23 protein-coding genes, 1 riboswitch and 1 other annotated feature are annotated in these 24,354 nt (G+C 39.6%); of the genes, 15 read left to right on the top strand and 8 right to left on the bottom strand.

The window, feature by feature from the left end:
- The first annotated feature begins 134 nt into the window (after positions 1–134).
- Positions 135–917, top strand: a complete 783-nt coding sequence (locus U9R83_RS24260) for an alpha/beta hydrolase family protein (protein ID WP_014457963.1) — start codon at positions 135–137, stop codon at positions 915–917.
- Between the two features lie 55 nt (positions 918–972).
- On the top strand, positions 973–1,215 hold the full coding sequence (locus U9R83_RS24255; protein ID WP_014457964.1) for a DUF2584 domain-containing protein: 243 nt from the start codon (positions 973–975) through the stop codon (positions 1,213–1,215).
- A gap of 34 nt (positions 1,216–1,249) precedes the next feature.
- On the opposite strand, the gene pckA is transcribed toward U9R83_RS24255, so the two are convergent.
- Positions 1,250–2,839 carry a phosphoenolpyruvate carboxykinase (ATP) gene (gene pckA / locus U9R83_RS24250; RefSeq protein ID WP_014457965.1) on the bottom strand — a complete coding sequence of 530 codons (1,590 nt, stop codon included), beginning with the start codon at positions 2,837–2,839 and terminating at the stop codon, positions 1,250–1,252.
- A 374-nt stretch (positions 2,840–3,213) separates the two neighbouring features.
- A riboswitch (SAM riboswitch) is annotated at positions 3,214–3,331 on the top strand.
- A gap of 132 nt (positions 3,332–3,463) precedes the next feature.
- On the opposite strand from pckA, the gene metK reads away from it, so the two are divergent.
- The gene (gene metK / locus U9R83_RS24245; RefSeq protein WP_013059536.1) at positions 3,464–4,666 is read left to right on the top strand and encodes a methionine adenosyltransferase; all 1,203 of its coding nucleotides are present in this window, start codon (positions 3,464–3,466) and stop codon (positions 4,664–4,666) included.
- Positions 4,667–4,700: 34 nt separating this feature from the next.
- On the opposite strand, the gene U9R83_RS24240 is transcribed toward metK, so the two are convergent.
- From U9R83_RS24240 to U9R83_RS24230, 3 genes are all read right to left on the bottom strand, one after another.
- Positions 4,701–5,846: a glycosyltransferase family 4 protein gene (locus tag U9R83_RS24240; protein ID WP_243550036.1), complete on the bottom strand. Its 1,146-nt coding sequence runs from the start codon at positions 5,844–5,846 to the stop codon at positions 4,701–4,703.
- An 18-nt stretch (positions 5,847–5,864) separates the two neighbouring features.
- On the bottom strand, positions 5,865–6,389 hold the full coding sequence (locus tag U9R83_RS24235) for a phosphatase PAP2 family protein (protein ID WP_014457968.1): 525 nt from the start codon (positions 6,387–6,389) through the stop codon (positions 5,865–5,867).
- Positions 6,390–6,580: 191 nt separating this feature from the next.
- Positions 6,581–7,108 (bottom strand): gamma carbonic anhydrase, encoded by a 528-nt coding sequence (locus U9R83_RS24230; protein ID WP_014457969.1) that lies wholly within the window; start codon positions 7,106–7,108, stop codon positions 6,581–6,583.
- A gap of 107 nt (positions 7,109–7,215) precedes the next feature.
- Between U9R83_RS24230 and U9R83_RS24225 the strand changes: the two genes are divergently transcribed.
- Positions 7,216–7,992, top strand: a complete 777-nt coding sequence (locus tag U9R83_RS24225; RefSeq protein ID WP_013059532.1) for an alpha/beta fold hydrolase — start codon at positions 7,216–7,218, stop codon at positions 7,990–7,992.
- A gap of 31 nt (positions 7,993–8,023) precedes the next feature.
- Entirely contained in the window at positions 8,024–9,082 is a 1,059-nt protein-coding gene (locus U9R83_RS24220; RefSeq protein WP_014457970.1) for a tetraprenyl-beta-curcumene synthase family protein, read from the top strand.
- A 12-nt stretch (positions 9,083–9,094) separates the two neighbouring features.
- On the opposite strand, the gene U9R83_RS24215 is transcribed toward U9R83_RS24220, so the two are convergent.
- On the bottom strand, positions 9,095–9,664 hold the full coding sequence (locus tag U9R83_RS24215) for a class I SAM-dependent methyltransferase (protein ID WP_115655002.1): 570 nt from the start codon (positions 9,662–9,664) through the stop codon (positions 9,095–9,097).
- Entirely contained in the window at positions 9,661–10,623 is a 963-nt protein-coding gene (locus U9R83_RS24210) for a TIGR01212 family radical SAM protein (RefSeq protein WP_014457972.1), read from the bottom strand. Before U9R83_RS24210 ends, U9R83_RS24215 begins: the two co-directional genes overlap by 4 nt.
- Positions 10,624–10,792: 169 nt before the next feature.
- Between U9R83_RS24210 and U9R83_RS24205 the strand changes: the two genes are divergently transcribed.
- The 7 genes from U9R83_RS24205 (at position 10,793) to U9R83_RS24175 (ending at position 18,192) form a co-directional block, all read left to right on the top strand.
- A complete protein-coding gene (locus U9R83_RS24205) occupies positions 10,793–11,056 on the top strand; it encodes a YtzC family protein (RefSeq protein WP_013059528.1) in 264 nt (87 codons plus the stop codon).
- A gap of 12 nt (positions 11,057–11,068) precedes the next feature.
- Positions 11,069–11,224 (top strand): hypothetical protein, encoded by a 156-nt coding sequence (locus U9R83_RS24200; protein ID WP_013059527.1) that lies wholly within the window; start codon positions 11,069–11,071, stop codon positions 11,222–11,224.
- A 159-nt stretch (positions 11,225–11,383) separates the two neighbouring features.
- Complete coding sequence (locus U9R83_RS24195) at positions 11,384–12,571, top strand: MDR family MFS transporter (RefSeq protein WP_029319939.1); 1,188 nt, start codon at positions 11,384–11,386, stop codon at positions 12,569–12,571.
- A 156-nt stretch (positions 12,572–12,727) separates the two neighbouring features.
- Positions 12,728–14,050 (top strand): GntP family permease, encoded by a 1,323-nt coding sequence (locus tag U9R83_RS24190; RefSeq protein WP_014457974.1) that lies wholly within the window; start codon positions 12,728–12,730, stop codon positions 14,048–14,050.
- Positions 14,051–14,549: 499 nt separating this feature from the next.
- Positions 14,550–14,768, top strand: a binding site (T-box leader).
- A gap of 64 nt (positions 14,769–14,832) precedes the next feature.
- Positions 14,833–17,247: a leucine--tRNA ligase gene (leuS, locus tag U9R83_RS24185; protein WP_243550034.1), complete on the top strand. Its 2,415-nt coding sequence runs from the start codon at positions 14,833–14,835 to the stop codon at positions 17,245–17,247.
- A gap of 239 nt (positions 17,248–17,486) precedes the next feature.
- Complete coding sequence (locus U9R83_RS24180; RefSeq protein ID WP_014457977.1) at positions 17,487–17,798, top strand: rhodanese-like domain-containing protein; 312 nt, start codon at positions 17,487–17,489, stop codon at positions 17,796–17,798.
- 214 nt (positions 17,799–18,012) lie between these two features.
- Positions 18,013–18,192, top strand: a complete 180-nt coding sequence (locus U9R83_RS24175; protein ID WP_013059521.1) for a sporulation protein Cse60 — start codon at positions 18,013–18,015, stop codon at positions 18,190–18,192.
- Between the two features lie 4 nt (positions 18,193–18,196).
- Here U9R83_RS24175 and U9R83_RS24170 read toward each other — a convergent pair whose 3' ends face one another.
- Positions 18,197–19,468, bottom strand: coding sequence for an NAD(P)/FAD-dependent oxidoreductase (locus U9R83_RS24170; RefSeq protein ID WP_014457979.1), 1,272 nt, complete (start codon positions 19,466–19,468; stop codon positions 18,197–18,199).
- A 211-nt stretch (positions 19,469–19,679) separates the two neighbouring features.
- Between U9R83_RS24170 and U9R83_RS24165 the strand changes: the two genes are divergently transcribed.
- Positions 19,680–21,323, top strand: a complete 1,644-nt coding sequence (locus tag U9R83_RS24165) for a putative polysaccharide biosynthesis protein (RefSeq protein WP_014457980.1) — start codon at positions 19,680–19,682, stop codon at positions 21,321–21,323.
- Between the two features lie 50 nt (positions 21,324–21,373).
- Positions 21,374–22,090, top strand: a complete 717-nt coding sequence (locus U9R83_RS24160) for a pseudouridine synthase (protein WP_014457981.1) — start codon at positions 21,374–21,376, stop codon at positions 22,088–22,090.
- A 222-nt stretch (positions 22,091–22,312) separates the two neighbouring features.
- On the opposite strand, the gene U9R83_RS24155 is transcribed toward U9R83_RS24160, so the two are convergent.
- Positions 22,313–22,534 (bottom strand): DeoR family transcriptional regulator, encoded by a 222-nt coding sequence (locus tag U9R83_RS24155; protein ID WP_013059517.1) that lies wholly within the window; start codon positions 22,532–22,534, stop codon positions 22,313–22,315.
- 408 nt (positions 22,535–22,942) lie between these two features.
- Here U9R83_RS24155 and pepV point away from each other — a divergent pair, with 408 nt between their 5' ends.
- Positions 22,943–24,346: a dipeptidase PepV gene (gene pepV, locus U9R83_RS24150; RefSeq protein WP_014457983.1), complete on the top strand. Its 1,404-nt coding sequence runs from the start codon at positions 22,943–22,945 to the stop codon at positions 24,344–24,346.
- Positions 24,347–24,354: the final 8 nt, after the last annotated feature.

Below are 24,354 nucleotides of genomic sequence, written 5' to 3'. Positions count from 1 at the left end.
ATGTATGTAAGGAAGTGGAAGAAGGTGAGTGCCTATATAATCGTGTGGAAAATCAAAGAAGTATAGTTCAACGATTGCCGATATAGGTTGCCGGGTGAAAAACAGGCCAGTTATATAAAGAATGGAGGAAAAAAATGAAGGATGGAACAATTCTACATAAACAGCGTTTTCCGTCACCTAACCCTCGCGTGGCGCTTTGGATAATTACATATGCATGTCAAGGACTTAAAATTAAAGGGATGCTCGCGGAACCAAAAGAACAAGGAATGTATGACGGCTTTTTATACTTGAGAGGAGGTATTAAGAACGTAGGAACGGTTCGTCCTGCTCGACTCATTCAATTTGCTTCTCAAGGTTTTATTGTGATGGCTCCATTCTATAGGGGAAATCAAGGAGGCGAAGGAAACGAAGATTTTGCAGGAGATGATCGTTACGATGCTTTTGCTGCTTACGATTTACTGAAACAGCTCCCTAACGTCCACCATGACCGCATTCATATTTTTGGGTTTTCAAGAGGGGGAGTGATGGCTTTACTCACAGCCATTGAAAAAAATGACAGCCGTTCTCTTGTGTTATGGGGAGGCGTCACGGATATGGTGCTGACATATGAAGAAAGAGAAGATTTAAGAAGAATGATGAAGCGGGTGATTGGAGGAACTCCTTCTAAATATCCTGAAAGATACGAATGGAGGACACCTTTGAACCGTGCTCATCTCGTCGAGCCGCCGGTCTTGCTTATTCATGGTTTAGAAGATAAAAACGTGTCGGTTGATCATTCCTATCAGCTCGAATCTAAACTAAAGAAGTCCAATAAAAAAGTTACCAGCTGGTACTTCGAAAACTTTCCACATGCTTTTCCACCAAAAGAAAACCGAGAAACGGTGAAGAAGTTAACGAAGTGGATGAAAGCGCAATAAAAGATATGCTACGATAGAGAAAACAAGTAGAATAACAGTGAGGAGTGAGAAAAAAATGGGTATGCCGCTAGAATTAAATACAATGATTGTGACAAAAGGCAACGAAAAGCGTGTAACGGATAACATTTTTCAAATTGAGAAAAAAGGATATCGCTTGTATCCGTTAGATATTCCATTAAACATTCACAAAACGAAAAATGGAGAATGTATTGGAACTGCTGTTGTGCGTAAGGTAGAAATGGCGCAGGAAAAAACTATTGTCACATATGAACTGACAAAATTACATTCGACTAATTAAAAAACCGATCGTCTATAAGACGATCGGTTTTTTATTAGACTCTAGGTCCGCCTAATGTTGAAATGTCAGATGCTACATCATTAAAACGCTTGAAATTAGCTTTGAATTTAGCAGCAAGCTCAGTTGCTTTTTGGTTATAAGCTGTTGCATCGTTCCATGCTTTAGAAGGCTGAAGCACTTCATCAGGAACTCCCGGAACATGAGTTGGAATCGATAAACCAAAAATAGCATCTGTTACTGTTTCGGTATTAGCTAGTTCTCCTTCAAGGGCTGCTTGAACCATAGCTCGAGTGTAGCTTAACTTCATTCGTTCGCCTACGCCGTATTCACCGCCGGTCCATCCAGTATTTACAAGGTAGACATTTACATTATGTTCATCGATTTTCTTTCCTAGCATTTCTGCATAAGTTGTTGGAGCAAGAGGTAAGAAAGGCTCACCAAAGCATGTAGAGAAAGTAGCCTGTGGCGATGTTACGCCGCGCTCTGTTCCAGCTAACTTACTAGTATATCCGCTCAGAAAATGGTACATCGCTTGTTCTTTTGTAAGCTTGCTGATTGGAGGCAAGACGCCGAAAGCATCAGCAGTTAAAAAGACAATAGCTGTAGGATGCCCAGCAACGCTTGGCAATACCGTATTATCAATAGAGTCAATTGAATAAGCGGCACGAGTATTCTCTGTTAAACTATTATCATTGTAATCTGCTACTTTCGTATTTTGATTTAACACTACATTTTCTAGTACGGCGCCGAAGCGAATTGCATTGAAAATTTGCGGTTCTTTTTCTTCGGAAAGTTGAATGCACTTCGCGTAGCATCCTCCTTCAATATTAAATACACCAGAGCTTGACCAACCGTGCTCGTCATCTCCGATTAAACGACGGTTTGCATCAGCAGAAAGCGTTGTTTTACCCGTTCCAGATAAACCAAAGAATAATGCAACGTCACCTTCTTCTCCTACGTTAGCAGAACAGTGCATAGATAGAATATTGTTTTGAGGAAGCAAGAAGTTCATCACTGAGAAAATAGATTTTTTCATTTCACCAGCGTATTCAGTTCCTCCAATTAGCACAATACGTCGCTCTAACGAAAGAATAATGAAGGTTTCAGAATTCGTCCCGTCTGTTTCAGGGTCAGCTTTGAACGTTGGAGCTGCTACAATTGTAAACGGCTTCACATCATCATTTGTTTTTGGTTCGGCTGAAGGGCGAATGAATAACTGCTGAGCGAATAGGTTATGCCATGCAAATTCATTAACTACTTGAATTGGTAACTGATACTTTTTATCAGCTCCAGCATATCCATTAAAAACAAAAAGTTCATCCTGCTTCTTTAAGTGGGTTAAGACTTTTTTGTATAGCGCATCGAATCGCTGAGCAGAAATTGGCTGATTGACAGGTCCCCATTCAACCGTTTTTGAAGATACAGCATCGCTTACAATAAATTTATCTAAAGGAGAGCGACCTGTATATTTTCCGGTTTCGACTGACACAGCACCTGTAGAAGTCAGCGTCCCTTCGCGTCGAGCTAGAATTTTTTCAACAAGTTGTGGAACAGATAATTGATGTTTTGTTGTTTTTAATTGAAGCAAACCATTTAATTCGATAGACATATCAACAGTACTCATGTGCACTACCTTCCTTTTTTAGCTATTATTTATTCATTAATGTTTGAAATTTATAATTAGTATAACACATTTATTTAATTATTCTATACTATTTAACTAAAAATGTTTGTGCATTATAAAAAAATGTACGTTATACCTATTTTAGACACATGTATATGTGCTAGAAGCGAAAAAAGTGAGGCTATTTTAAGTGAAAGCTTCATTTTGATCTGTCTTATTAACCAAACTTAGTGATGATTCTTAATAAGGTATACTATTTCAGAATTTGAGTATGTTACATTAAAACAGATTCAAACATAAAGAGATGATTTCCATTTGAATGTTGTTGACAGTGAAGCGCTTTTTCATGTATTATATGTCCTTGAACGGATACTCTCTTATCCCGAGCTGGTGGAGGGACAGGCCCTATGAAACCCAGCAACCATCGTCATTTTTTTGTGTAGACGATAAGGTGCTAACCTGATGCAAGGGCACAACCTTGATCGATAAGAGTGAAAGGCTTATGTAGAATTTGATACCTTTCCTCGATACAAGGAAAGGTTTTTTTATATTTTTTAACGTGTAATGAAAATAAGGGAATGAGTACCGTATCACAATGTATCGTATTTATAAGGAGGAAAACTGATGTCAACACAACGTCGTCTGTTCACGTCAGAATCTGTTACAGAGGGACATCCCGATAAAATTTGTGACCAAATTTCTGACTCAATTCTTGATGCTATCCTAGCAAAGGATCCAAATGCTCGTGTTGCTTGTGAAACAAGCGTAACAACTGGTTTAGTTTTAGTAAGTGGTGAAATTACAACTTCTACTTACGTGGATATTCCTAAAACAGTTCGTGAAACAATTAAAGGAATTGGCTATACTCGTGCAAAATACGGATTTGATGCTGAAACTTGTGCAGTATTAACATCTATCGACGAGCAGTCAGCTGATATCGCTGCTGGTGTAGACCAAGCGTTAGAAGCACGTGAAGGTCAAATGTCAGATGAAGAAATCGAAGCAATCGGAGCTGGAGACCAAGGGTTAATGTTTGGTTACGCATGTAACGAAACAAAAGAATTAATGCCTCTTCCAATTTCATTAGCTCATAAACTTGCTCGCCGTCTAACAGAAGTACGTAAAGAAGAAATTCTTCCTTACCTTCGCCCGGATGGTAAAACACAAGTAACAGTTGAATATGATGAAAACAACAAACCTGTTCGCATCGATACAATTGTTATTTCAACTCAGCATCACCCAGAAGTAACGTTAGAGCAAATTCAGCGTAACTTAAAAGAATATGTTATTAATCCAGTTGTTCCAAACGAGTTAATTGATGAAAATACAAAGTATTTCATTAACCCAACAGGACGTTTCGTAATCGGCGGTCCTCAAGGAGATGCTGGTTTAACTGGTCGTAAAATTATCGTTGATACTTACGGCGGATATGCTCGTCACGGCGGCGGTGCATTCTCTGGTAAGGACGCAACAAAAGTAGACCGTTCAGCAGCTTATGCAGCTCGTTATGTTGCGAAAAACATTGTAGCAGCTGATCTTGCTGATAAATGTGAAGTACAACTAGCATATGCAATTGGTGTTGCACAGCCAGTATCTATTTCAATTGATACATTCGGTACAGGAAAAGTTTCTGAAGAAGTACTAGTAGACGTAGTACGCAAAAACTTTGACCTACGTCCAGCAGGCATCATTAAAATGCTTGATTTACGTCGCCCAATTTATAAGCAAACAGCAGCTTACGGCCACTTTGGTCGTACGGATGTAGAGCTTCCTTGGGAGTTCACAGACAAAGCGGAAGCATTAAAAACTCAAGCTTTAGCTAAATAATAAAAAAAATCTCCGTGAAAACGGAGATTTTTTTTTATGCCCACTGAATACCTGCAGCAGATTTTTCTACGACACCTTCATATTCTGAAAGCAAATGCTGAAAAATGGCGTCCCATGATTGAGTAAGAGCATATTGTCTCGCTGCATGGCCAAAGTGAAGCCGCTGATGCAAATCATCGAGTAAATCTGTAATAGCCGAACTGAATTCTTCTAAGGAGTGAGGTTTGCAAAGGTAGCCGTTTCGCCCGTGCTGAACCATCTGTTTAACGCCTCCTGCATTTGCTGCCACTACAGGAGTTCCAGAAGCAAGAGACTCCAGTACAACATTTCCGAAGGTTTCTGTTTCTGAAGGAAAAACAAACAAATCAGATGATGAATAGATATGAGCAAGTTGCTTACCTTCAAGGAAGCCTGTAAATGTCATATGCTCAGATGCTTGCTGCTGCATTTGCTCTTTTAAAGGGCCGTCTCCCACAATAACCCAGTGAATTTGATGGCGGATATGATCGGGTAGAGATCGTGCGATTTTCATTAAAAAATCAGCGTTCTTTTCTTTAGCTAATCTTCCTACATAAGTTAAAATGTAGGGTTTTTTAATATTATATTTAATACGAATATCAAAGCGGTCATAGTGGGGGTGAAACAATTTGTGATTCACCCCTCGCGACCAAATAGCTACGTTGTGAAACCCTTGTTCTTCTAGCTGCTGTTTGGTCACTTCGGAGGGAGCGAATATTTTTTGTACAGGTTTATAAAACCATTTCATATATTTTTGCAATGGTACACGCATTTTTTCAAGTTCATAGTGAGATAAATAATCATCAAAATTGGTATGATAAGAGCCGACAAGAGGAACACCTAATCTTTTCCCGTAATAGGAGCCGCAAAGCCCCATTGTAAAAGGAGTGGCCAAATGAATAATAGAAGGATTGAATTCCCGCAGCTGCTTTTTAATTTTTAGAACGTTTGGCAATGAAAAGCGGCTGTTTGGATAAAGGAAAAACGGCATGCTGGGCGAACGGTGAACATACGTTGAAAATGACTGATCATGAGCAAATTCAGGAGCAAATACCTGGATGGGAATTTGCTTTGATTTGACATACTGAGTAAATTGATAAAGTGTTTTAGCAGCTCCGTTAACTTCTGGAGCAAATGTATCCGTAAATAAAGCAATTCTCATTAGTACTCCTCCTATCAATTAGGTTAAAAATATGTTCAGTGAAACAGCACCTGAAAAGATGCCCAGTATCAGACCTACCATGACATCCGTCGGATAGTGCAGACCGAGATAAATTCTTGAAATTCCTACCGTTACTGCAAGAGGCAAAAGAACAGCAGCGAAGGCTGGATAAACAATCATAAGAGGGGTAACCAACGAAAAAATAGCTGTTGTATGTCCAGATGGAAATGAATGATCTTTTAATGGATTTTCTAACACTTTTGTATGTTTTAATTGAATATAAGGTCGTTTTCTCGGATATAGTTTTTTAGCAATGGCGACTGGAATATGACTAACGGCTAGAGAAAACGCACAAGCGTAAGCGACGGATGAAGGATGCAGAAATAGCAGCAAGCACGCTATCACAATGGTAAACGTGGCTCCGCCGGCGTGAGTTAGTAAACGCAAAAATCTATTTAAGTGCTTTCGATCAAAATGTTGGTTGACGCTTTTGAATAATCGGCATTCGGCATCGTATACATACTGAATTAACTTGGCTTTCATAGAGTCGCTCCCTTTTCAATAAATACGTCTTTATTATTCAGTTTAATCTTTAATTGTGGAGGCAGTACTAAAACGATGTAAATTAATATGGAAATTTCTTTACAATTGTGGAGAGAATAGAACATGATTGGAGAGTTTGTGGAGATACTAAAAAAATTCCCTCAGTATGACTTTCTGAGGGAACGTTCCCTTTATAATGAAGAATCAGATTTCTTAATAGACTTATAATACTGACCTTTTTCTACATATTCTGTACGAATGCGCTGCATATCTTTTAAATCCTCTTCTGTCAGAGTGCGGATCACTTTAGCAGGTCGGCCGAGTGCAAGAGTATTAGGCGGTATTTTTTTACCGGGAGGCACTAAGCTTCCAGCACCGATAAAAGCACCTTCACCAATTTCCGCACCGTCTAAAATAATAGAACCCATGCCAATGAGTGCGCGTTTGCGGATGATGGAGCTATGTAAAATAACTTGATGTCCTACTGTCACATCATCCTCAATAAGCAAAGGAGCATTTGGGCTTTGATGGAGTGTTGATTGATCTTGTATATTTACTCGTTTACCAATAATCGTAGGTGAAACATCTCCTCTAATAACAGTGTTAAACCAAATGCTGCTTTCTTCACCGATGGTGACATCTCCAGTAATCGTGACATAGTCTGCGATGAAGCAGCTGGGTGCAATGGTAGGCATTTTTTCTTTATACGGATAAATCATCAAATCATCTCCCTTTATTAGTTGAAAAAAAGTAGTAAATCTTCTAATGTAAGTGTACAAAGGTTTTTTAAGCAGGTAAACAAAAAAAGGAAGAAGGAGTAACTCAAATGCATAAATGGGAAGCAGTAAATCCAAAAGGCGTTATTGTCATGGTCCATGGAGCAGCGGAGCATCACGGACGCTATCGCTGGCTGATTGAGATGTGGCGTTCGGTTGGAATGCACGTAATTATGGGAGACCTTCCTGGCCAAGGCTTAACAACAAGAAGAAGAGGACATATCCTATCCTTTGATGAATATGTATATGAAGTGGAAGAATGGGTACGTGAAGCGCAAAAATATGATTTGCCTATTTTCCTGTTAGGTCACAGTATGGGAGGACTGGCGGTTATTCGTACGCTGCAGACAAAAAATCTCCCTATATGGGGTGCGATTCTTTCCTCACCTTGTTTAGGATTAAAAGAGCAAGTACCAGCTTATTTAGATATGTTATCTAAAGGATTAAATAAAGTTATGCCGAACAAACTTTTTGATTTAGGCCTCACTGTTGAAAAAGCAACAAGAAACCAAGAAGTTCGAGATGAAGATGAAAACGACTCACTGTATGTTACAAAAGTTTCTGTAAGGTGGTACCGGGAATTGATCCAAGCTGTTAACTTAGCTTTTAAAGATATCGATCGGTTGCCTGATGTCCCGCTTCTTGTGATGCAGGCAGGAGAAGACAAAATTATTGAAAAGCTGATTGTTAGGCAGTGGTTTGATGAAATAGAACTAAGTGAAAAAATCTACAAAGAATGGTCTCAGTTGTACCACGAAATCTTTAATGAGCCTGAAAGAGAATACGTTTTTACATATGCAAAAAGCTTTGTTGATCTTCACATTTAATGAGTGCTGTAAGAAGTTGAGGTGAAAATAAATGAAGATTCCGTCTCGTCCTATTTCATTAATGAGAAAAATTTATCGAGAAGTGTTTCCTGTCGTTCATCATGAGCTCAATTATTGGCGCGAACGGGCAAAAGAGATTCCTAATAAAGAATTGCGTACTCAAGCATTGGCAAGTATCGATACAAAAACTTTTCATTGTGAAGGAGGCGGTATCCTATCGATTTTAGCGAAAGAAAACATGGTGGAATGCATAAAATTTATTGTTGCCTACCAAACAATCAGCGATTACTTAGACAACTTATGTGACCGCAGCAATTCGCTTGACCCTAAAGATTTTGCCGCCTTACATGAATCGATGCCAGATGCGTTGACTCCTCATGCACCCCTTGGCGATTACTATCGTTTTCGAACGGATAAAGATGACGGAGGATACTTAGCCGGACTTGTCCAGACTTGTCAGCAGTCCTTACGAAAAGCTTGTAATTACCATATAGTCTCTTCACATTTATTAGAACTAGCTAATTATTATTGTGATTTGCAAATACATAAGCATGTTGAAATCAAGGAAAGAGTTCCACGATTAGAGAATTGGTTCGATGCTCACCGGCACAGTGTTCCTGAAATGGAGTGGTATGAATTTTCAGCGTGCTCTGGTTCAACGTTAGGCATTTTTTGTTTGGTCGCTTATAGCTTTCAAGAAGAGATGACCGAAGAAATGACGCAGAAAATAAAAGCAGGATATTTTCCTTATATTCAAGGCTTACATATTTTACTCGATTATTTAATTGACCAAGAAGAAGATAAAGCAGGAGGAGATTTGAACTTTTGTTTTTATTATCCTCATTATCAGCAAATGATGGATCGTTTTTTGCATTTTGTCGTAAAAGCGGATGAGTATGCTAAAAAACTGCCAGATTATCACTTTCACTGCTTTATTTATAAGGGCCTCTTGGGCGTTTATTTGTCCGATCAAAAAGTCCGGGCACAAAAACACGTCCATGTGAATGCACGTAGATTAATCAAAGCGGGGGGAGCACTCAGCTACTTTTTCTATATCAACGGACGCTTGTACCGAATGTTAAAAAGATAAGCCATATGCGGCTTATCTTTTTTCAATAGCAATGATGAAGGGAGGGTTGTTTTGCTGATTCATGAAGCGATATTGTAAAACATGAACGTTTTTTTGATCAAGGTTTTGGACATACGTTAGTAAATCGTCTCTTTCTTGTTTCCCTTGTTCGTGTCCATGATAAATAACGAGCACAATCACTCCTTCAGGTGCTAGCAAATCAAGTAACTGCTCAATTGCAGAGATTGTTGTTTCAGAAGTGGTGACGATGTCTTTATCTCCACCTGGTAAATAACCTAAATTAAAGACAGCTCCTGTGACTCGTCCATTAATAGAGTGGGGAAGCATGTTTATATTGCTATGGCTTTCTTGGATAAGCGTGACTCGTTTTTCTACATGATGTTCTGTCAGTCGCTGCTGAGTTGCTTGAATGGCTTGGGGCTGAATGTCAAATCCATATACATGACCTGTATCTCCGACTAAGTTGGCTAAGAACAATGTATCATGTCCATTTCCTGCTGTAGCATCGATCGCGACATCTCCTTCCGCCACAGCATTAGTGAGCAACGTGCGGGCAAAAGGCAGGATACGTTCTATTTTCATCTTTCCATCAACTCTTTTTCATAATATTTTCCTTGATAGCTTTGGCGACGTTCGAGCTCTTGATCAATGGCATTTAATACGCTCCACTTATTTACGCTCCACATCGGTCCAACCATGAGGTCTATCGGTCCATCGCCTGTAATACGATGAACAATCATCTCAGGAGGGATTACTTCGAGCTGATCGCATACAAGCTTTACATATTCTTCAAATGAAAGAAATTCAACAAGGCCCTTTTCATACTGTTTGACCATAGGAGTTCCTTTTAGTAAATGAAGCAGATGAATCTTAATTCCTTGAACGTCTAATTTTGCTACTTCCCGTACCGTTTCCATCATCATCTCAGGTGTTTCTAAAGGCAAACCATTAATGATGTGAGAACAAACGCGAATACCGTGTTTTCGAAGCTTTGCTACGCCATCTACATAGCATTGATGATCGTGTGCCCGGTTGATAAGCAGTGAAGTTCGTTCATGAACAGTTTGCAGTCCAAGCTCTACCCATAGATAAGTTCGTTCATTTAATTCAGCCAAGTACTCCACCACATCGTCGGGGAGACAGTCAGGGCGCGTGGCGATAGAAAGCCCAACAACTCCGGGAAGCTTTAAGACAGCTTCATATTTTTCACGAAGCTCCTCGACAGGAGCATGAGTATTAGTAAATGCTTGAAAGTAAGCAACGTATTTTCCGTCTTTCCATTTATGATGCATTTTTTCACGGATTTCATTAAATTGTGTCACAAGGTCATCTGCTCTGTTTCCGGCAAAATCCCCCGAACCGGCAGCACTGCAAAACGTACAGCCGCCGTGAGCTACCGTGCCGTCTCTGTTTGGACAATCAAATCCTCCATCTAAGGCTACTTTAAATACCTTATGGCCAAAGTGGTTACGTAAGTGGTAATTCCAGGTATGATAACGTTTGTTTTCAGATTTATACGGAAATGGGTTTGTCTGATTCAAATCAGCAACCTCCTTTTTACATGCAATATACATCAACAAATTGTATCAAAAACGTGAAAAAGTGCCAAACAAATTTAAGGATGCTTATATTTAACAGGTTCTTCTTGTCGTAAAGGGAAGTAAAGTTGCGCAAAATAAGACAGAAATGAACGAATAGGAGGAATAGAGAATGACAACTCGTCAAGCAGTGGATCAACTTATGCAACAGTGTGAAGATGCTATTCGCTTTGGACAAGGTCAGTTGCAGGAAGGCATGAAGCAAGAACATTATAACGACACTGAATATACAAAAGCACAGGAAAAATTAGAAAATGCTTATAAAGAAATTGAAGAGTTTTCTCACAGTGCAAATGCACAGCAAAGAGAGCAGCTATATCGCATGCGCCTGCAAGTTCAGCAGCTGCAAAATAAATTGATCACAACTCAGCATTAAGGAGAGGATTTTATGGCAACGCGTTCAAATCAAAATAATCCGGAACAAAAAACAAAAAACGGGATCAACAGTAATGACATTGAGCTAGGAAAAGATTTTGATCCGGTAAAAGAATTAAAAGCACGAAACAGCAAGCGTGCACAGCCGGTTCGTTCGAAGCAAAAGTAAGCGGTAAAAAGGTGATTTTGCATGATATTGTCATGTGAAATCACCTTTTTAAATAGTCAGCGAATTTCAAATAAATTGTCTATATGTAAAAGCATTGCGAACCCTTTAAGAAAAGACTAGAATGTACGTTGGCATTCGAATAGATAGGGGGGGAGATCAATGCCCAAATCACTTTGGTTTTTGATTATTGGTATGCTTGTAAACGTAACGGGAGCTTCATTTTTATGGCCTCTCAATACAATTTATATAAATGAACATTTAGGAAAGTCATTATCCGTAGCAGGAGTGGTTCTTATGCTGAATTCTGCTGCAAGCGTAGTAGGAAATTTGCTTGGAGGAACGCTTTTTGACAAAATAGGAGGATATAAATCCATTTTATCAGGAATTATTATTACTCTTATTGCATTAGTGGGACTCGTGTTTTTCCATGGTTGGCCTACATACGTTGTTCTCTTGGTTGTTGTAGGGTTTGGATCTGGTATTGTGTTTCCATCTATGTATGCAATGGCAGGGTCCGTTTGGCCACAAGGCGGAAGAAAAGCATTTAATGCGATGTACGTTGCTCAAAATGCAGGAGTAGCTATTGGCGCCGCGGTAGGGGGCATTGTAGCGTCTTATTCATTTACGTATATTTTCTTAGCTAATACAATTTTATACGTTATTTTTCTGCTTATTGCTATTTTTTCATATCGTCATATTTCGGTTACCGTTGGACAAACGAATGTCCTTAATGAAGCAGGAAGCATTGGGCATAAAACGAAGCTGACTGCTCTTCTTATTTTATGTACGGGGTATGTCTTATGCTGGGTTGCGTATGTTCAGTGGCAAACAACGATTGCTACGCATACGCGTGAGCTGAATATACCTCTTTCTAGCTACAGTTTGCTTTGGACGATTAACGGGATTTTAATTGTAGTCGGTCAGCCTTTGATCGTACCCATCATTCAAAAAGTAGCAAAAACGTTAAAAGTACAGGTCCTAATTGGAACGGTTATTTTTGTGGCTTCTTTTGTTATCGTGGTGAATGCTACAACATTTCCGCAGTTCTTAACAGCAATGGTTGTGTTAACAATTGGAGAAATGTTCGTTTGGCCAGCCATTCCAGCTGTTGCAAGTCAGTTGGCTCCATCTGGAAAAGAGGGATTTTATCAAGGCGTAGTTAACAGCATGGCTACTGCAGGTAAAATGATTGGTCCTCTCTTTGGAGGCGTTATTTTCGATGCGTTTAATATGTCTACGCTGTGCTATTTATTAATTGGGCTATTGCTATTCAGCATGTGTACAACATGGATATACGATTATAAATTAAAAGAAAAACGTCAGCGTTCACTAACCATCTCTAAATAAATAGAGGTGGTTTTATTTTTGACTGCTGAATAAACGTAGGAATGTCTTCGGTATTCCTTTAATAATATAGTAAGGGTTGTGACAAGCAAAGAAAGGAGTATATACCTGTAAATATGTAAGCGTTTTCTAATTATATGACTTCATGGGGGGCTAAACATGCTTAGTATGATTGGATTAATTGGAGGGTTATTGCTGCTCATTGTACTAACGATGAGAGGCATGAATTTATTTATAGCAGGTCCGCTCAGTGCTTTAGTTGTTGCGTTAACAAGCGGAATGCCTTTATTTCCACAGCTGGTGAAAGAAGGAGAAGCAAATTTTGTTGGAAATTACATGTCTGGTTTCACAGGATTTATTGCTTCTTGGTATTTAATGTTTCTATTGGGCGCCGTCTTTGGAAAAGTAATGGAAGACAGCGGGGCCGCTGATAGTGTTTCTCGCTGGATTGTCAGTAAACTAGGAATGAAAAGAGCAGTGTTGGCGATTGTACTTGCCTGTGCGGTCTTAACATACGGAGGAGTCAGTCTGTTTGTAGTAGCATTCTCTGTCTATCCAATGGCTTTAAGCTTATTCAAACAGGCTGATTTGCCGAGGCGATTTATCCCTGCTGCTTTAGCATTCGGTTCCGTTACGTTTACGATGACCTCGGCTGGATCGCCTGAAATCCAAAACTGGATTCCAATTGAATATTTGAAGACTAGTCCGTATGCAGGATGGGAAGTTAGTTTAGTTGTAGCGGTAGTGATGGCTGTATTCGGCTACTGGTGGTTAAAGCGCTTGATTTCAAAAGCAGTTAAAAATGGAGAGCGTTTTGTATCACGCGAGAAAGATCCAGCAGTAACGGAAAATCAGTCTCTTCCTAATCCGTTATTAAGTTTGCTTCCCCTTGTGGTCGTGCTCATTATTTCTTTTGCACTTCATAAGCCACTTCAGCAATCTGCGTTGATTGTCGCACTTTTAAGTGGTATCATTGTCACTTATATTGTGAACCGAAAGCATTTTAAAGGATTTTGGAATGCAGCTTCAGAAGGAACCTTGGGTGCGTTAATTGCGATTGGGAATACAGCCGCTGTAGTAGGTTTTGGAGGGGTTGCTAAGGCTGTTCCCGCGTTTGGAGTAGCTGTAGATGCCATGACGCATATTCCAGGAAGTCCGTTAATTGGGGGAGCTATTGCGGTGAGTGTTATCGCGGGGATGACAGGTTCGGCTTCAGGAGGTCAGGCGATTGCACTGCCAATTTTAGCCCCTCACTATCTAGATGCTGGTGTAAATCCAGAAGCTCTCCATCGCGTAGTAGCTATTTCCTCTGGAGTATTAGATTCATTGCCTCATAATGGTTATGTCGTCACCACAATTAATTCTATTTGCGGAGAAACTCATAAAGATGCGTATGGATCAGTTGCCGCTATGACGGTAATTGTTCCGCTTGTTGGTCTTGTACTTGCGATTATCCTGTTTTCTTTTGGATTTGGCATTTAATAATAGCCGCTAAAGAAAGTAGAGACTGGAATAAAAGTATTTTAGGTGAAGGAAGATCCGAACGACGAATCGTTCGGATTTTTTTATGTTTATGGTGAACGTAGGTTTCATTTGTTTAGGTGCTTCGAGCTGTGGAGTGGAGGGTAAGACAAAGACTCCTGAAATAGGTGAGATCCCGCATGAGTGTATGCAACGAGGAGGCTCATTGGCTGCCCGCGGAAAGAGAAGTCTTGCACGGAAATCAACAGCGGTGTAACCAAGAGATTCATACTAGCGCATTTATCCTATTTGTTCGTCTTTAAATTGGATTGATTTAGTTATGTCTCACTGTCTTTTTTGTTTGGCCGTGGATGTATGTTTTTGGGAGAAGTTGTTCATATATAAGAATGAAAGAGAAGATTTAGCAACAAAGCAGTGCTGCAGTGTAGAAACTTTTACAAAATCCGTTGAACAACTTGCAGTTTACGAACATATTATTTACAATACAAGGTAGTATGATGTAAAAACTATGATAAGGAATAGTAATGAACGAAGCGAGCTAAGAGAGCTGACGGGTGGTGCGAGTCAGCAAACGAGCGTTCATGAACTCACCTTGGAGTTGTAAATGTGAAGGAAAGTAACATTTACCGTCTATCCGCGTTAAGGAAAATGAGTGAGTACATAATTGTGCTAATTTGGGTGGTACCGCGGGAAGTTTATTCAACCTCTCGTCCCTTTGTTTGAGGGATGAGGGGTTTTTTAGTTTAATTAAATACAGCTGGAGCGTACAAGGAGGATTATGTATGGCTTTTAATCATGAAAAGATCGAACAAAAATGGCAAAAAGTTTGGGAAGAAAATAAAACATTTAGAACAACAGAAGATGAAGGAAAGCGTAAGTTTTACGCATTAGATATGTTCCCTTATCCATCTGGGGCGGGTTTACACGTTGGGCATCCAGAAGGTTATACAGCAACGGACATTTTATCTCGTATGAAGCGTATGCAAGGATACAATGTGCTTCATCCGATGGGATGGGATGCATTCGGACTACCTGCTGAACAGTATGCATTAGATACAGGAAACGACCCGGCTGAATTCACTGAACTTAACATTAATAATTTCCGTCGTCAAATCAAATCGTTAGGTTTCTCTTACGATTGGGAGCGAGAAATTAATACAACTGATCCAAACTACTACAAATGGACGCAGTGGATTTTCTTACAGCTATATAAAAAGGGCTTAGCTTACGTGGATGAAGTAGCTGTTAACTGGTGTCCTGCTCTAGGAACAGTACTTGCGAACGAAGAAGTTATTGACGGCAAAAGTGAGCGTGGGGGACATCCGGTTGAGCGTCGTCCAATGAAGCAGTGGATGCTTAAAATCACAGCTTACGCAGATCGTTTACTAGAAGATTTAGATGAGCTTGATTGGCCAGAAAGTATTAAAGAAATGCAGCGCAACTGGATTGGTCGCTCTGAAGGAGCTCACGTTCACTTCACAATCGACGGATATGATGACACATTTACTGTGTTTACAACGCGTCCTGATACGCTGTTTGGGGCAACGTATGCCGTTTTAGCGCCTGAACATCCGTTTGTAGAAAAAATTACAACAGCCGAACAAAAAGAAGCGGTAGAAGCGTACTTAGATCAAATTAAAAGCAAAAGCGATTTAGAACGTACAGACTTAGCTAAAGACAAAACAGGCGTATTTACCGGTGCTTATGCAATTAACCCTGTAAACGGCGAGAGAATGCCAATTTGGATTGCTGACTATGTTCTAATGAGCTATGGTACAGGTGCAATTATGGCTGTTCCCGCTCATGATGAGCGTGATTATGAGTTTGCTGTTAAATTTGAACTGCCGATTAAAGAAGTAGTAGCGGGTGGAGACGTTTCGAAAGAAGCTTATACAGGCGACGGCGAGCACGTTAATTCAGAATTCTTAAATGGTCTAGATAAAGAAGAAGCAATTTCAAATATGATTCAGTGGCTTCAAGCAAATGAAAAAGGTGAAAAACAAGTAACATACCGTCTGCGTGACTGGTTATTCAGCCGTCAGCGCTACTGGGGTGAACCGATTCCTGTTATTCATTGGGAAGATGGCACAACAACTGCAGTTCCTGAAGATCAGCTTCCGCTTGTTTTACCAAAAACAACTGAAATCAAGCCGTCAGGTACAGGTGAATCTCCATTAGCAAACATTGATGACTGGGTGAACGTTGTAGATCCGGAAACGGGCAAAAAAGGGCGCCGCGAAACAAATACAATGCCTCAATGGGCAGGCAGCTGCTGGTATTACTTACGCTACATTGATCCGACAAACAGTGAAGCGTTAGCAGATGCAGACAAATTAAAAGAATGGTTGCCGGTTGATATTTATATAGGTGGAGCTGAACACGCTGTTCTTCATCTATTGTATGCTCGTTTCTGGCATAAGTTTTTATATGATATCGGCGTAGTTCCAACAAAAGAGCCGTTCCAGAAACTGTTTAACCAAGGTATGATTCTTGGAGAAAACAATGAAAAAATGAGTAAGTCAAAAGGTAACGTTGTAAATCCAGACGAAATCGTAGAAAGCCACGGTGCAGATACGCTTCGCCTTTACGAAATGTTCATGGGACCTTTAGATGCATCAATTGCTTGGTCAACAAAAGGGCTTGATGGTGCACGCCGTTTCTTAGATCGTGTATGGCGCTTACTTGTTGACGATAACGGTGAATTAAGCAGCAAGGTTCAAGAAAGCAATGACACTACACTCGAACGCGTATATCACCAAACGGTGAAAAAAGTAACGGAAGATTACGAAGGCCTTCGTTTTAATACAGGTATCTCTCAACTTATGGTATTCATCAACGACGCATACAAAGTTGACGTGCTGCCAAAGCAATACGTAGAAGGATTTGTGAAGCTATTAGCACCAATTTGTCCTCATACGACTGAGGAATTATGGAGCAAACTAGGTCACGAAGATACAATTTCATATGAGGCTTGGCCTGCGTTTGATGAAGCGAAACTTGTAGATGATGAAGTGGAAATTGTCGTTCAAATTAACGGTAAAGTACGTGCAAAATTAAACGTACCTGCTGAAGCATCTCGTGAAGAGCTTCAAGATATTGCAATGGCTAATGAAGATGTTCAAGAGTTCATTGAAGGTAAGACAGTGCGCAAAGTGATTGCTGTGCCTGGTAAATTAGTAAACATCGTAGCTAATTAAGTATTGATGTAGAACAGACCAACTGACTAAAGAGAAGTCAGGGGGTCTGTTCTAGACCTAAGCGTCTGATGTCCCCCTTTCAGGGTTGACATCAGGCCCTTAGTTAAACCTTTAACTACGATTGGAAAAGCTTAGGTAGGCTGCTGCTTAAGCTTTTCTTATTTAGTGGCATAAAGGTATTTGAATTTGCTACAATAGCGATAGCAAGCTGAATGAAAGAATAGAGAGGAATGACGAAGATGGAAGAAGTAAAAGTGATTACGCCTGAAGAGCTTCAAAAACGCGTTGAAAATGGAGAAGAGCTTCATTTAGTTGATGTGCGCGAAGATGAGGAAGTAGCAGAAGGAATGATTCCAACTGCTAAACACATTCGCATGAATGATATTCCAACTAATGTGGATTATTTCGATAAAGACAAAGAATATATTTTCATTTGCCGTTCTGGACGCCGCAGTGAAAACGTATGTTACTACCTTCAAGAACAAGGTTATAAAGTAACAAATATGGTTGGCGGTATGTTAGAGTGGGAAGGAAAAACGGTTAATAAATAAGAAAAAGCGCCTTTGACAGGCGCTTTTTTTTTTTTGAATTAAACTTCTGCCATCCGACTAAAATGATAGTAGCAAAACAAATGATGACTAAATCTATAAAAGTCTTCATAAAAATAGAGGTAGGAAGAAGTTGAAAATCAGTACGAAAGCCATCATTGAGAGAAGCAGTCCATTCTGATTGAAACAAATTTGATAGGACAAGGTGGTAGAAGCTGTGATACAAGTGAAAATGTTTGATAAAGAGCATGAAAAAGATTTAGAATTTGCGGTGAATCGATTTTTACGGAAATTAGAGGATGAAGACGTCGTTGATATTAAGTATCAAGTGACAGTGGATGTTGATCGTGATGAGCAGGTGTACTGTTTTTCAGCCATGGTTATGTATAAAGCCTAGCATATTATGCTAGGCTTGTTGCAAATTCTCCTGCATTACTGCCAGCCAAACGGCCTGTTACAAGGGCAGAAGTGATATTGTATCCTCCAGTATATCCGTGGATATCAAGAATTTCCCCGCAGAAGTAAAGACCTTGCATAAATTTCGAAGACATTTCCTTTGGGTGAATTTCTTTAACGGATACGCCGCCTCCCGTGACGAATGCTTTTTCTAGAGAAAGCGTGCCGTTTACAGCAAATTCAAATCGTTTGCACATTCTCGAGAACTCTCTCAGTTTCTCATGCTGAAGCTGTCCCGCTAGAGCTTGGCTATCAATGTCTGCTTGCTCAAGTAAAAATAATAGATAGCGTTCAGATACAAAACCTTTTAAGACATTTTTAATCGCTTTTTTCGGCTCTTCTTTTGTCATTTTGGCTAATTTTTGGAAAATATCTTCTTCGTTTTGGCTAGGAAATAAATCAAGAGACATTTGAACAGTGTTGCTTTTTTGTTTCTTTAACTCTTTAACAACATATTGGCTGCAGCGAAGAGCGGCAGGGCCAGAGATCCCAAAGTGAGTGAAAATCATATCCATTTGATGAGTAATGACAGGCTTGCCTTTTTTATTAAGCACGCTTAGTCCTACACTGCGAAGCGATAGACCTTGAAGCGTCTTGGTTTTAATAAAGTGTTCGCTAGATGTAATAGGAACTTCTGTGGGATAAAGCTCCGTAATTTTATGACCTGCATCTTTTGCCCATTGATAGCCGTCTCCTGTTGAACCCGTATGAGGCACTGATTTTCCGCCTACTGCAATCACAACGCTTTTCGTTTGGATTGCTTCTCCGTTTTGAAGCACTACTTCTTTCACCGTGTTATTCTCATAGTTTACGCGTTTAACGGCTGTGTTTGTGCGAATTGTCACACGAAGACGGTGAAGTTCACTAATTAATGCGTCAACAACAGATTGCGCTTTATTGCTGACCGGAAACATACGCCCGTGATCTTCTTCTTTTAATTTAATTCCAAGGCCTTCAAAATAAGAGATGATATCTTCGTTATTAAAAACAGAAAACGCACTGTATAAAAAGCGTCCGTTTCCTGGAATGTGTTTAATAAGTTCATCAATCGGAAGGCGGTTTGTTACGTTACAGCGTCCGCCTCCAGAAATGGCCAGCTTTCGTCCAAGTTTATTGCCTTTATCAATTAATAATACGTTTGCACCTGACTCACCAGCTGCAATCGATGCCATCAAACCAGAAGGTCCTCCTCCGATTACGACTACATCATATATCATACTTTCACCAACCTGTCTATTCTTAAAAAATTTTAGTTTGTTCACTGACAAATCTCTCAACATTGGATAAAATGGGCTATAGTCTTTGTTTTTTTAGTTTGTTGACGAGTGCGAGTGAGTATAAGACCTTTCTTAGTGTATACTGTCACTTGCTTCTTTTCAATTCTATCATTATTATCAGTATGTAACATTAAGTATCGGAGGCAAACGTATGTCTGATTCAAAATTGTTAAGAGGGACCTTTGTGCTGACGCTTGGCACCTATGTATCCCGAATCTTGGGAATGATTTATTTATTTCCATTTGCGATCCTTGTTGGAACCGTAGGGGGAGCACTGTTTGGTTACGGATATAACCAATATGCTATTTATTTAAGTATTGCTACAGCCGGTATGCCAATGGCCGTATCGAAATTTGTATCAAAATATAATGCACTCGGTGATTACTATACGAGTAGAAGAATGTACCGGGCCGGCATGAAATTAATGCTTGTCACAGGAATACTTGCATTTTTACTTTTATATTCGTTAGCTCCTGTTATGTCTAGAATTACACTGGGAGGTTCTGATTTAAATAACTCCTTAGAAGATGTAGTAATGGTTATGCGAATGGTTAGTGTTGCGTTAATTGTAGTACCGATGATGAGTTTAATGCGGGGATTTTTCCAAGGTCACCAGTCTATGGGGCCAACAGCCGTTTCACAGGTAGTTGAACAGCTTGTGCGGGTTGTCTTTTTATTGGCATCTACCTATATCGTCATCAAAGTTGTCCATGGAAGTCTTGCACTAGCCGTTGGATTTGCTACGATGGGGGCTTTTGTAGGAGCTCTTGCTGGACTGGCCGTATTAATTTGGTACTGGAAAAAACGAAAGCCACATCTCGATAAAATGGTGAATGAGCAGACGGTAACGCCGACGCGTATTTCTACCGTATCCATCTTTAAAGAGCTGCTTACGTATTCATTGCCATATGTCTTTGTCAGCTTAGCTATTCCGCTTTATCAGTATGTGGATCAATTCACGTTTAACCGTGCGATGGTAGCGGCTGGACAAAAAGAAATAGCAGAGTCAATGAACGGAATTGTTCAGTCTTATGTTCCAAAGCTTGTGATGATTCCTGTTTCATTAGCTACTGCGTTCGGTTTGACTCTTGTACCAACGATTACACGTTCCTTTGTGAATAAAGATTATAACGTACTGCAAAAGCAAATTGATCAAACATATCAAACGATTATGTTTCTTGTGCTGCCAGCATCTGTAGGATTAATGGCTTTGGCTGGCCCAGCGTATACGTTTTTCTTTGGAACAGATGCATCGGATGCGGGTGGAAATGTCTTGCTTTACTATGCACCAGTAGCTTTATTGTTCTCATTTTTCACGGTTAATGGAGCTATTTTACAAGGAATCAACAAACAAAAATATGCTGTTTTAAGTCTATTATTTGGATTGATTGTGAAAATTGTCGTGAACGTTCCATTTATTCTTATGTTCCACGAGATTGGTTCAGTTTTAGCGACAGCACTAGGCTATATCGTATCTCTTGTTTATATGTTTGCGCTTATTCAAAAACACGCAAAATACAACTACAGTGAGTTTATAAAACGCTCTGTGCTTATTCTCATTTTTGTTGCGATTATGGGAATCAGCGTAAAAATTGTCGCAGCAGTGATTGGTCTGTTTACAGAGCCAGGACGATTCTCTGCCACTGTTATTACGATTATAGGAGCAGCAGTAGGCGGCCTTATTTACTTTATTATTACCTATCGTTCAAGCCTGCTTGAAAAAGTAATGGGAGCGAGGGTAACAGGTGCAATTGAACGAAAGATACTGCGCCGAAATAAACAGCGCAGTGCCTAAGAAGATGACTCGTTAGAGTCATCTTCTTTTCAAAAAAAGGAGGATATTACATGCGTTTGGATAAATTGCTTTCTACCATTGGGTACGGAAGCCGAAAAGAAGTTAAAGGTCTTTTGAAGACTGGAGCTGTTAAGGTAGACGGTACAGCGGTTAAAGATGCTAAGGTCCACGTTAATCCAGATGAACAAGAAATAACTGTGCATGGCGAGGCCGTTTCTTACCGAGAATTTGTTTACTTTATGCTTCATAAGCCGCAAGGCGTCATATCAGCGACAGAAGATTCTCTTCATGAAACAGTTTTGGACTTACTTGAACTTGACGATGCTGTGTATGAGCCATTTCCGGTAGGGCGTTTAGACAAAGATACAGAAGGGCTCTTGCTGCTGACGAATGACGGTCAGCTTGCGCATCAGCTGCTATCTCCTAGAAAGCACGTTCCTAAAACGTATTTTGCAAAAATTAATGCACCGGTGACTGAAGAAGATGCTGAAGCATTTAGACAAGGCGTCACTCTTGATGATGGATATGTAACAAAACCAGCAGAGTTAAAGATACTAACAAGCGGTATGGAATCAGAAATTGAATTAACGATCGTTGAAGGGAAATTTCATCAAGTGAAGCGTATGTTTGAAGCAAGAGGAAAAAAAGTAACGTATTTAAAACGTTTATCTATGGGAGCCTTGCTATTAGACGAGTCGTTAGATTTAGGAGAGTATAGGGAGTTAACGGAAGAAGAACTAGCTTTATTGCAAAAATCAAATGCCTAAGAAGAGGCGAAAGAAAAAGGAACCTAAGTCTAAAATGGTTCCTTTTTTTGTCCACTTTATTAGACAAGTGAAACATTTCACGTTAAAGCACTTAAACGAGTACCAACTCTGCTTGACGTGCAAATGGAGCGGGGGACTATGCACTCGTCCAAGTCTTGACTTTCTACTGCGTAGAATTTTATCTCTATATATAAATCACTTACTACCCTTGAAATAAACTTACTAGGATGACATCTTGACCTTCTTTTGCGTAGTCGTCCATGTACCGCGACTTGGGCTGCGTACTAAATCATTATATGCTAACACATTCAAGTCACGCTGAATGGTTCTTGGTGTAATACCAAATTCGTCTACGAGCTCTTGCGTTGTAACTGTTCCATTTTTACAAATGAACATATAGACCGATTTGATACGAGTTAGCATTCGATTAGTTGAAGGTTTCAAAAAACCACTTCCTTATTCGTTTTTCGTAAGGCACAACTTCTTTATAACTCTGAGATGTCAAGCACTATTTCAGTCCTTATCCTTATTGTACACAAAATCGACAGAAAAATAAAAGAGAAAACGCAAATTAACACAATATTTACAAAAAATGATATAAATATGTAATCCTTTCGTAACATCTCCTTCCTCTATTTGCACGTTTTTTATAGTATATGTAAACAATAAACAAATAGAATTCGTTTTGATCGATTGTGCCTACAGATTATTTCCCAGAATTTTGACTCTGTAAACCTTTGATATGAAAGGAAAGAGACAATTATTTCTTTCTATATAAAGGTATGATAAAGTTAAAATTACCAATAGTAATGATAGATACAATCTGTAAAAGCAGGAAAAGGAGACAAACAGATGACGGCAATTAATTGGAAAGAGGAAGTTCAAAAAAGAGAAGCTGAGATTCTAGCTGAGACGCAGCGTTTTCTACAAATTAAAAGTGTTTTGACAAGCACAGAAAAACAAGAAGAGCCATTCGGACCTGGAATTGCTCAGGCGCTTCACTTTCTCTTAAATAAAGGAAAAAATGACGGGTTTTCCGTCAAGAACGTAGACGGATATGCAGGCCATATTGAAGCAGGAGAAGGGAAAGACCTTCTTGGCATTCTTTGTCACGTAGACGTTGTTCCTGAAGGAGACGGGTGGTCGGTTGATCCATACGGCGGTGAAATAAAAGACGGGAAAATTTTTGCTAGAGGAGCAATCGACGACAAAGGACCGACGATGGCTGCTTATTATGCGATGAAAATTGTGAAAGATTTAGGGCTTCCTCTATCTAAGCGGGTTCGAATGATTATTGGAACGGATGAAGAAAGTGACTGGAGATGTGTGGATCACTACTTCAACCATGAAGAGATGCCAACTATGGGATTTGCGCCGGATGCAGATTTTCCTATAATTTACGCTGAAAAAGGCATTACAGATGTAGAAATTCGCCAGCAGCCAATTGAAGGAACAAAGGGAAGTGTCCAGCTTACATCATTTGTCTCTGGGCGACGCTACAATATGGTTCCTGATCTTGCAACAGCTGTTCTTGAATTCCATAGTGAAACGGATATTAAAAATAAATATGATCAATTTTTAAAAGATCAGTCTTTAAAAGGTTCAATAACCGAAAAGAGCGGTGCGTATACACTTACTCTAGAAGGAGTTTCAGCACATGGCAGCGTGCCTGATAAAGGGAAAAATGCTGGACTTACACTTCTTCGCTTTTTACACACATTAGAACTTGATGAACAAGCTAATCAGTTTGTAGGTTATGCAAATGCGTATTTAGTCCAAGATTCACTAGGAGAAAAAATGGGCTTAAATCGCAAAGATGAGGTCACGGGTGATTTAACGATAAATGTTGGAATCATGTCTTACAATCAAGAAGAAGCGGGGCACTTTGGTTTAAACATTCGCTATCCTGTATCAGCTCATATTGACGATATTATTGATACGATTAAAGAAAAAAGTGAATCTTATCAAATGACCATCAAACATTTTACAGATTCTAAACCACATCACGTCGATCAAAAACATGAGCTTATTCAAACGCTTCAAAAAGTTTACCAAGAACAAACAAATGAAGAACCTACACTTATTTCAATTGGAGGAGGAACATATGCCAGAGCATTAGAAGCTGGTGTGGCATTTGGACCTCTTTTCCCAGGCCGTGAAGAAGTAGCGCACGAAAAAGACGAGTACATGGTAATTGAAGATTTACTTCGTGCAACAGCTATCTATGCACAAGCTATTTACGAATTAGCTAAATAAAAAGCGAA

The organism is Priestia sp. LL-8, from assembly GCF_036227845.1.
GTDB lineage: Bacteria > Bacillota > Bacilli > Bacillales > Bacillaceae_H > Priestia > Priestia zanthoxyli.
The sequence above is the reverse complement of the archived record's forward strand: the minus strand, read 5'-3'. Positions and strand labels throughout refer to the sequence as shown.

What these genes read in the sequence shown, in the direction of transcription:
- U9R83_RS24260 (WP_014457963.1), top strand. Translation starts at nt 135, where the DNA reads ATGAAGGATGGAACAATTCTACATAAACAGCGTTTTCCGTCACCTAAC.
- U9R83_RS24255 (WP_014457964.1), top strand. Translation starts at nt 973, where the DNA reads ATGGGTATGCCGCTAGAATTAAATACAATGATTGTGACAAAAGGCAAC.
- pckA (WP_014457965.1), bottom strand. Translation starts at nt 2,839, where the DNA reads ATGAGTACTGTTGATATGTCTATCGAATTAAATGGTTTGCTTCAATTA.
- metK (WP_013059536.1), top strand. Translation starts at nt 3,464, where the DNA reads ATGTCAACACAACGTCGTCTGTTCACGTCAGAATCTGTTACAGAGGGA.
- U9R83_RS24240 (WP_243550036.1), bottom strand. Translation starts at nt 5,846, where the DNA reads ATGAGAATTGCTTTATTTACGGATACATTTGCTCCAGAAGTTAACGGA.
- U9R83_RS24235 (WP_014457968.1), bottom strand. Translation starts at nt 6,389, where the DNA reads ATGAAAGCCAAGTTAATTCAGTATGTATACGATGCCGAATGCCGATTA.
- U9R83_RS24230 (WP_014457969.1), bottom strand. Translation starts at nt 7,108, where the DNA reads ATGATTTATCCGTATAAAGAAAAAATGCCTACCATTGCACCCAGCTGC.
- U9R83_RS24225 (WP_013059532.1), top strand. Translation starts at nt 7,216, where the DNA reads ATGCATAAATGGGAAGCAGTAAATCCAAAAGGCGTTATTGTCATGGTC.
- U9R83_RS24220 (WP_014457970.1), top strand. Translation starts at nt 8,024, where the DNA reads ATGAAGATTCCGTCTCGTCCTATTTCATTAATGAGAAAAATTTATCGA.
- U9R83_RS24215 (WP_115655002.1), bottom strand. Translation starts at nt 9,664, where the DNA reads ATGAAAATAGAACGTATCCTGCCTTTTGCCCGCACGTTGCTCACTAAT.
- U9R83_RS24205 (WP_013059528.1), top strand. Translation starts at nt 10,793, where the DNA reads ATGACAACTCGTCAAGCAGTGGATCAACTTATGCAACAGTGTGAAGAT.
- U9R83_RS24200 (WP_013059527.1), top strand. Translation starts at nt 11,069, where the DNA reads ATGGCAACGCGTTCAAATCAAAATAATCCGGAACAAAAAACAAAAAAC.
- U9R83_RS24195 (WP_029319939.1), top strand. Translation starts at nt 11,384, where the DNA reads ATGCCCAAATCACTTTGGTTTTTGATTATTGGTATGCTTGTAAACGTA.
- U9R83_RS24190 (WP_014457974.1), top strand. Translation starts at nt 12,728, where the DNA reads ATGCTTAGTATGATTGGATTAATTGGAGGGTTATTGCTGCTCATTGTA.
- leuS (WP_243550034.1), top strand. Translation starts at nt 14,833, where the DNA reads ATGGCTTTTAATCATGAAAAGATCGAACAAAAATGGCAAAAAGTTTGG.
- U9R83_RS24180 (WP_014457977.1), top strand. Translation starts at nt 17,487, where the DNA reads ATGGAAGAAGTAAAAGTGATTACGCCTGAAGAGCTTCAAAAACGCGTT.
- U9R83_RS24170 (WP_014457979.1), bottom strand. Translation starts at nt 19,468, where the DNA reads ATGATATATGATGTAGTCGTAATCGGAGGAGGACCTTCTGGTTTGATG.
- U9R83_RS24165 (WP_014457980.1), top strand. Translation starts at nt 19,680, where the DNA reads ATGTCTGATTCAAAATTGTTAAGAGGGACCTTTGTGCTGACGCTTGGC.
- U9R83_RS24160 (WP_014457981.1), top strand. Translation starts at nt 21,374, where the DNA reads ATGCGTTTGGATAAATTGCTTTCTACCATTGGGTACGGAAGCCGAAAA.
- pepV (WP_014457983.1), top strand. Translation starts at nt 22,943, where the DNA reads ATGACGGCAATTAATTGGAAAGAGGAAGTTCAAAAAAGAGAAGCTGAG.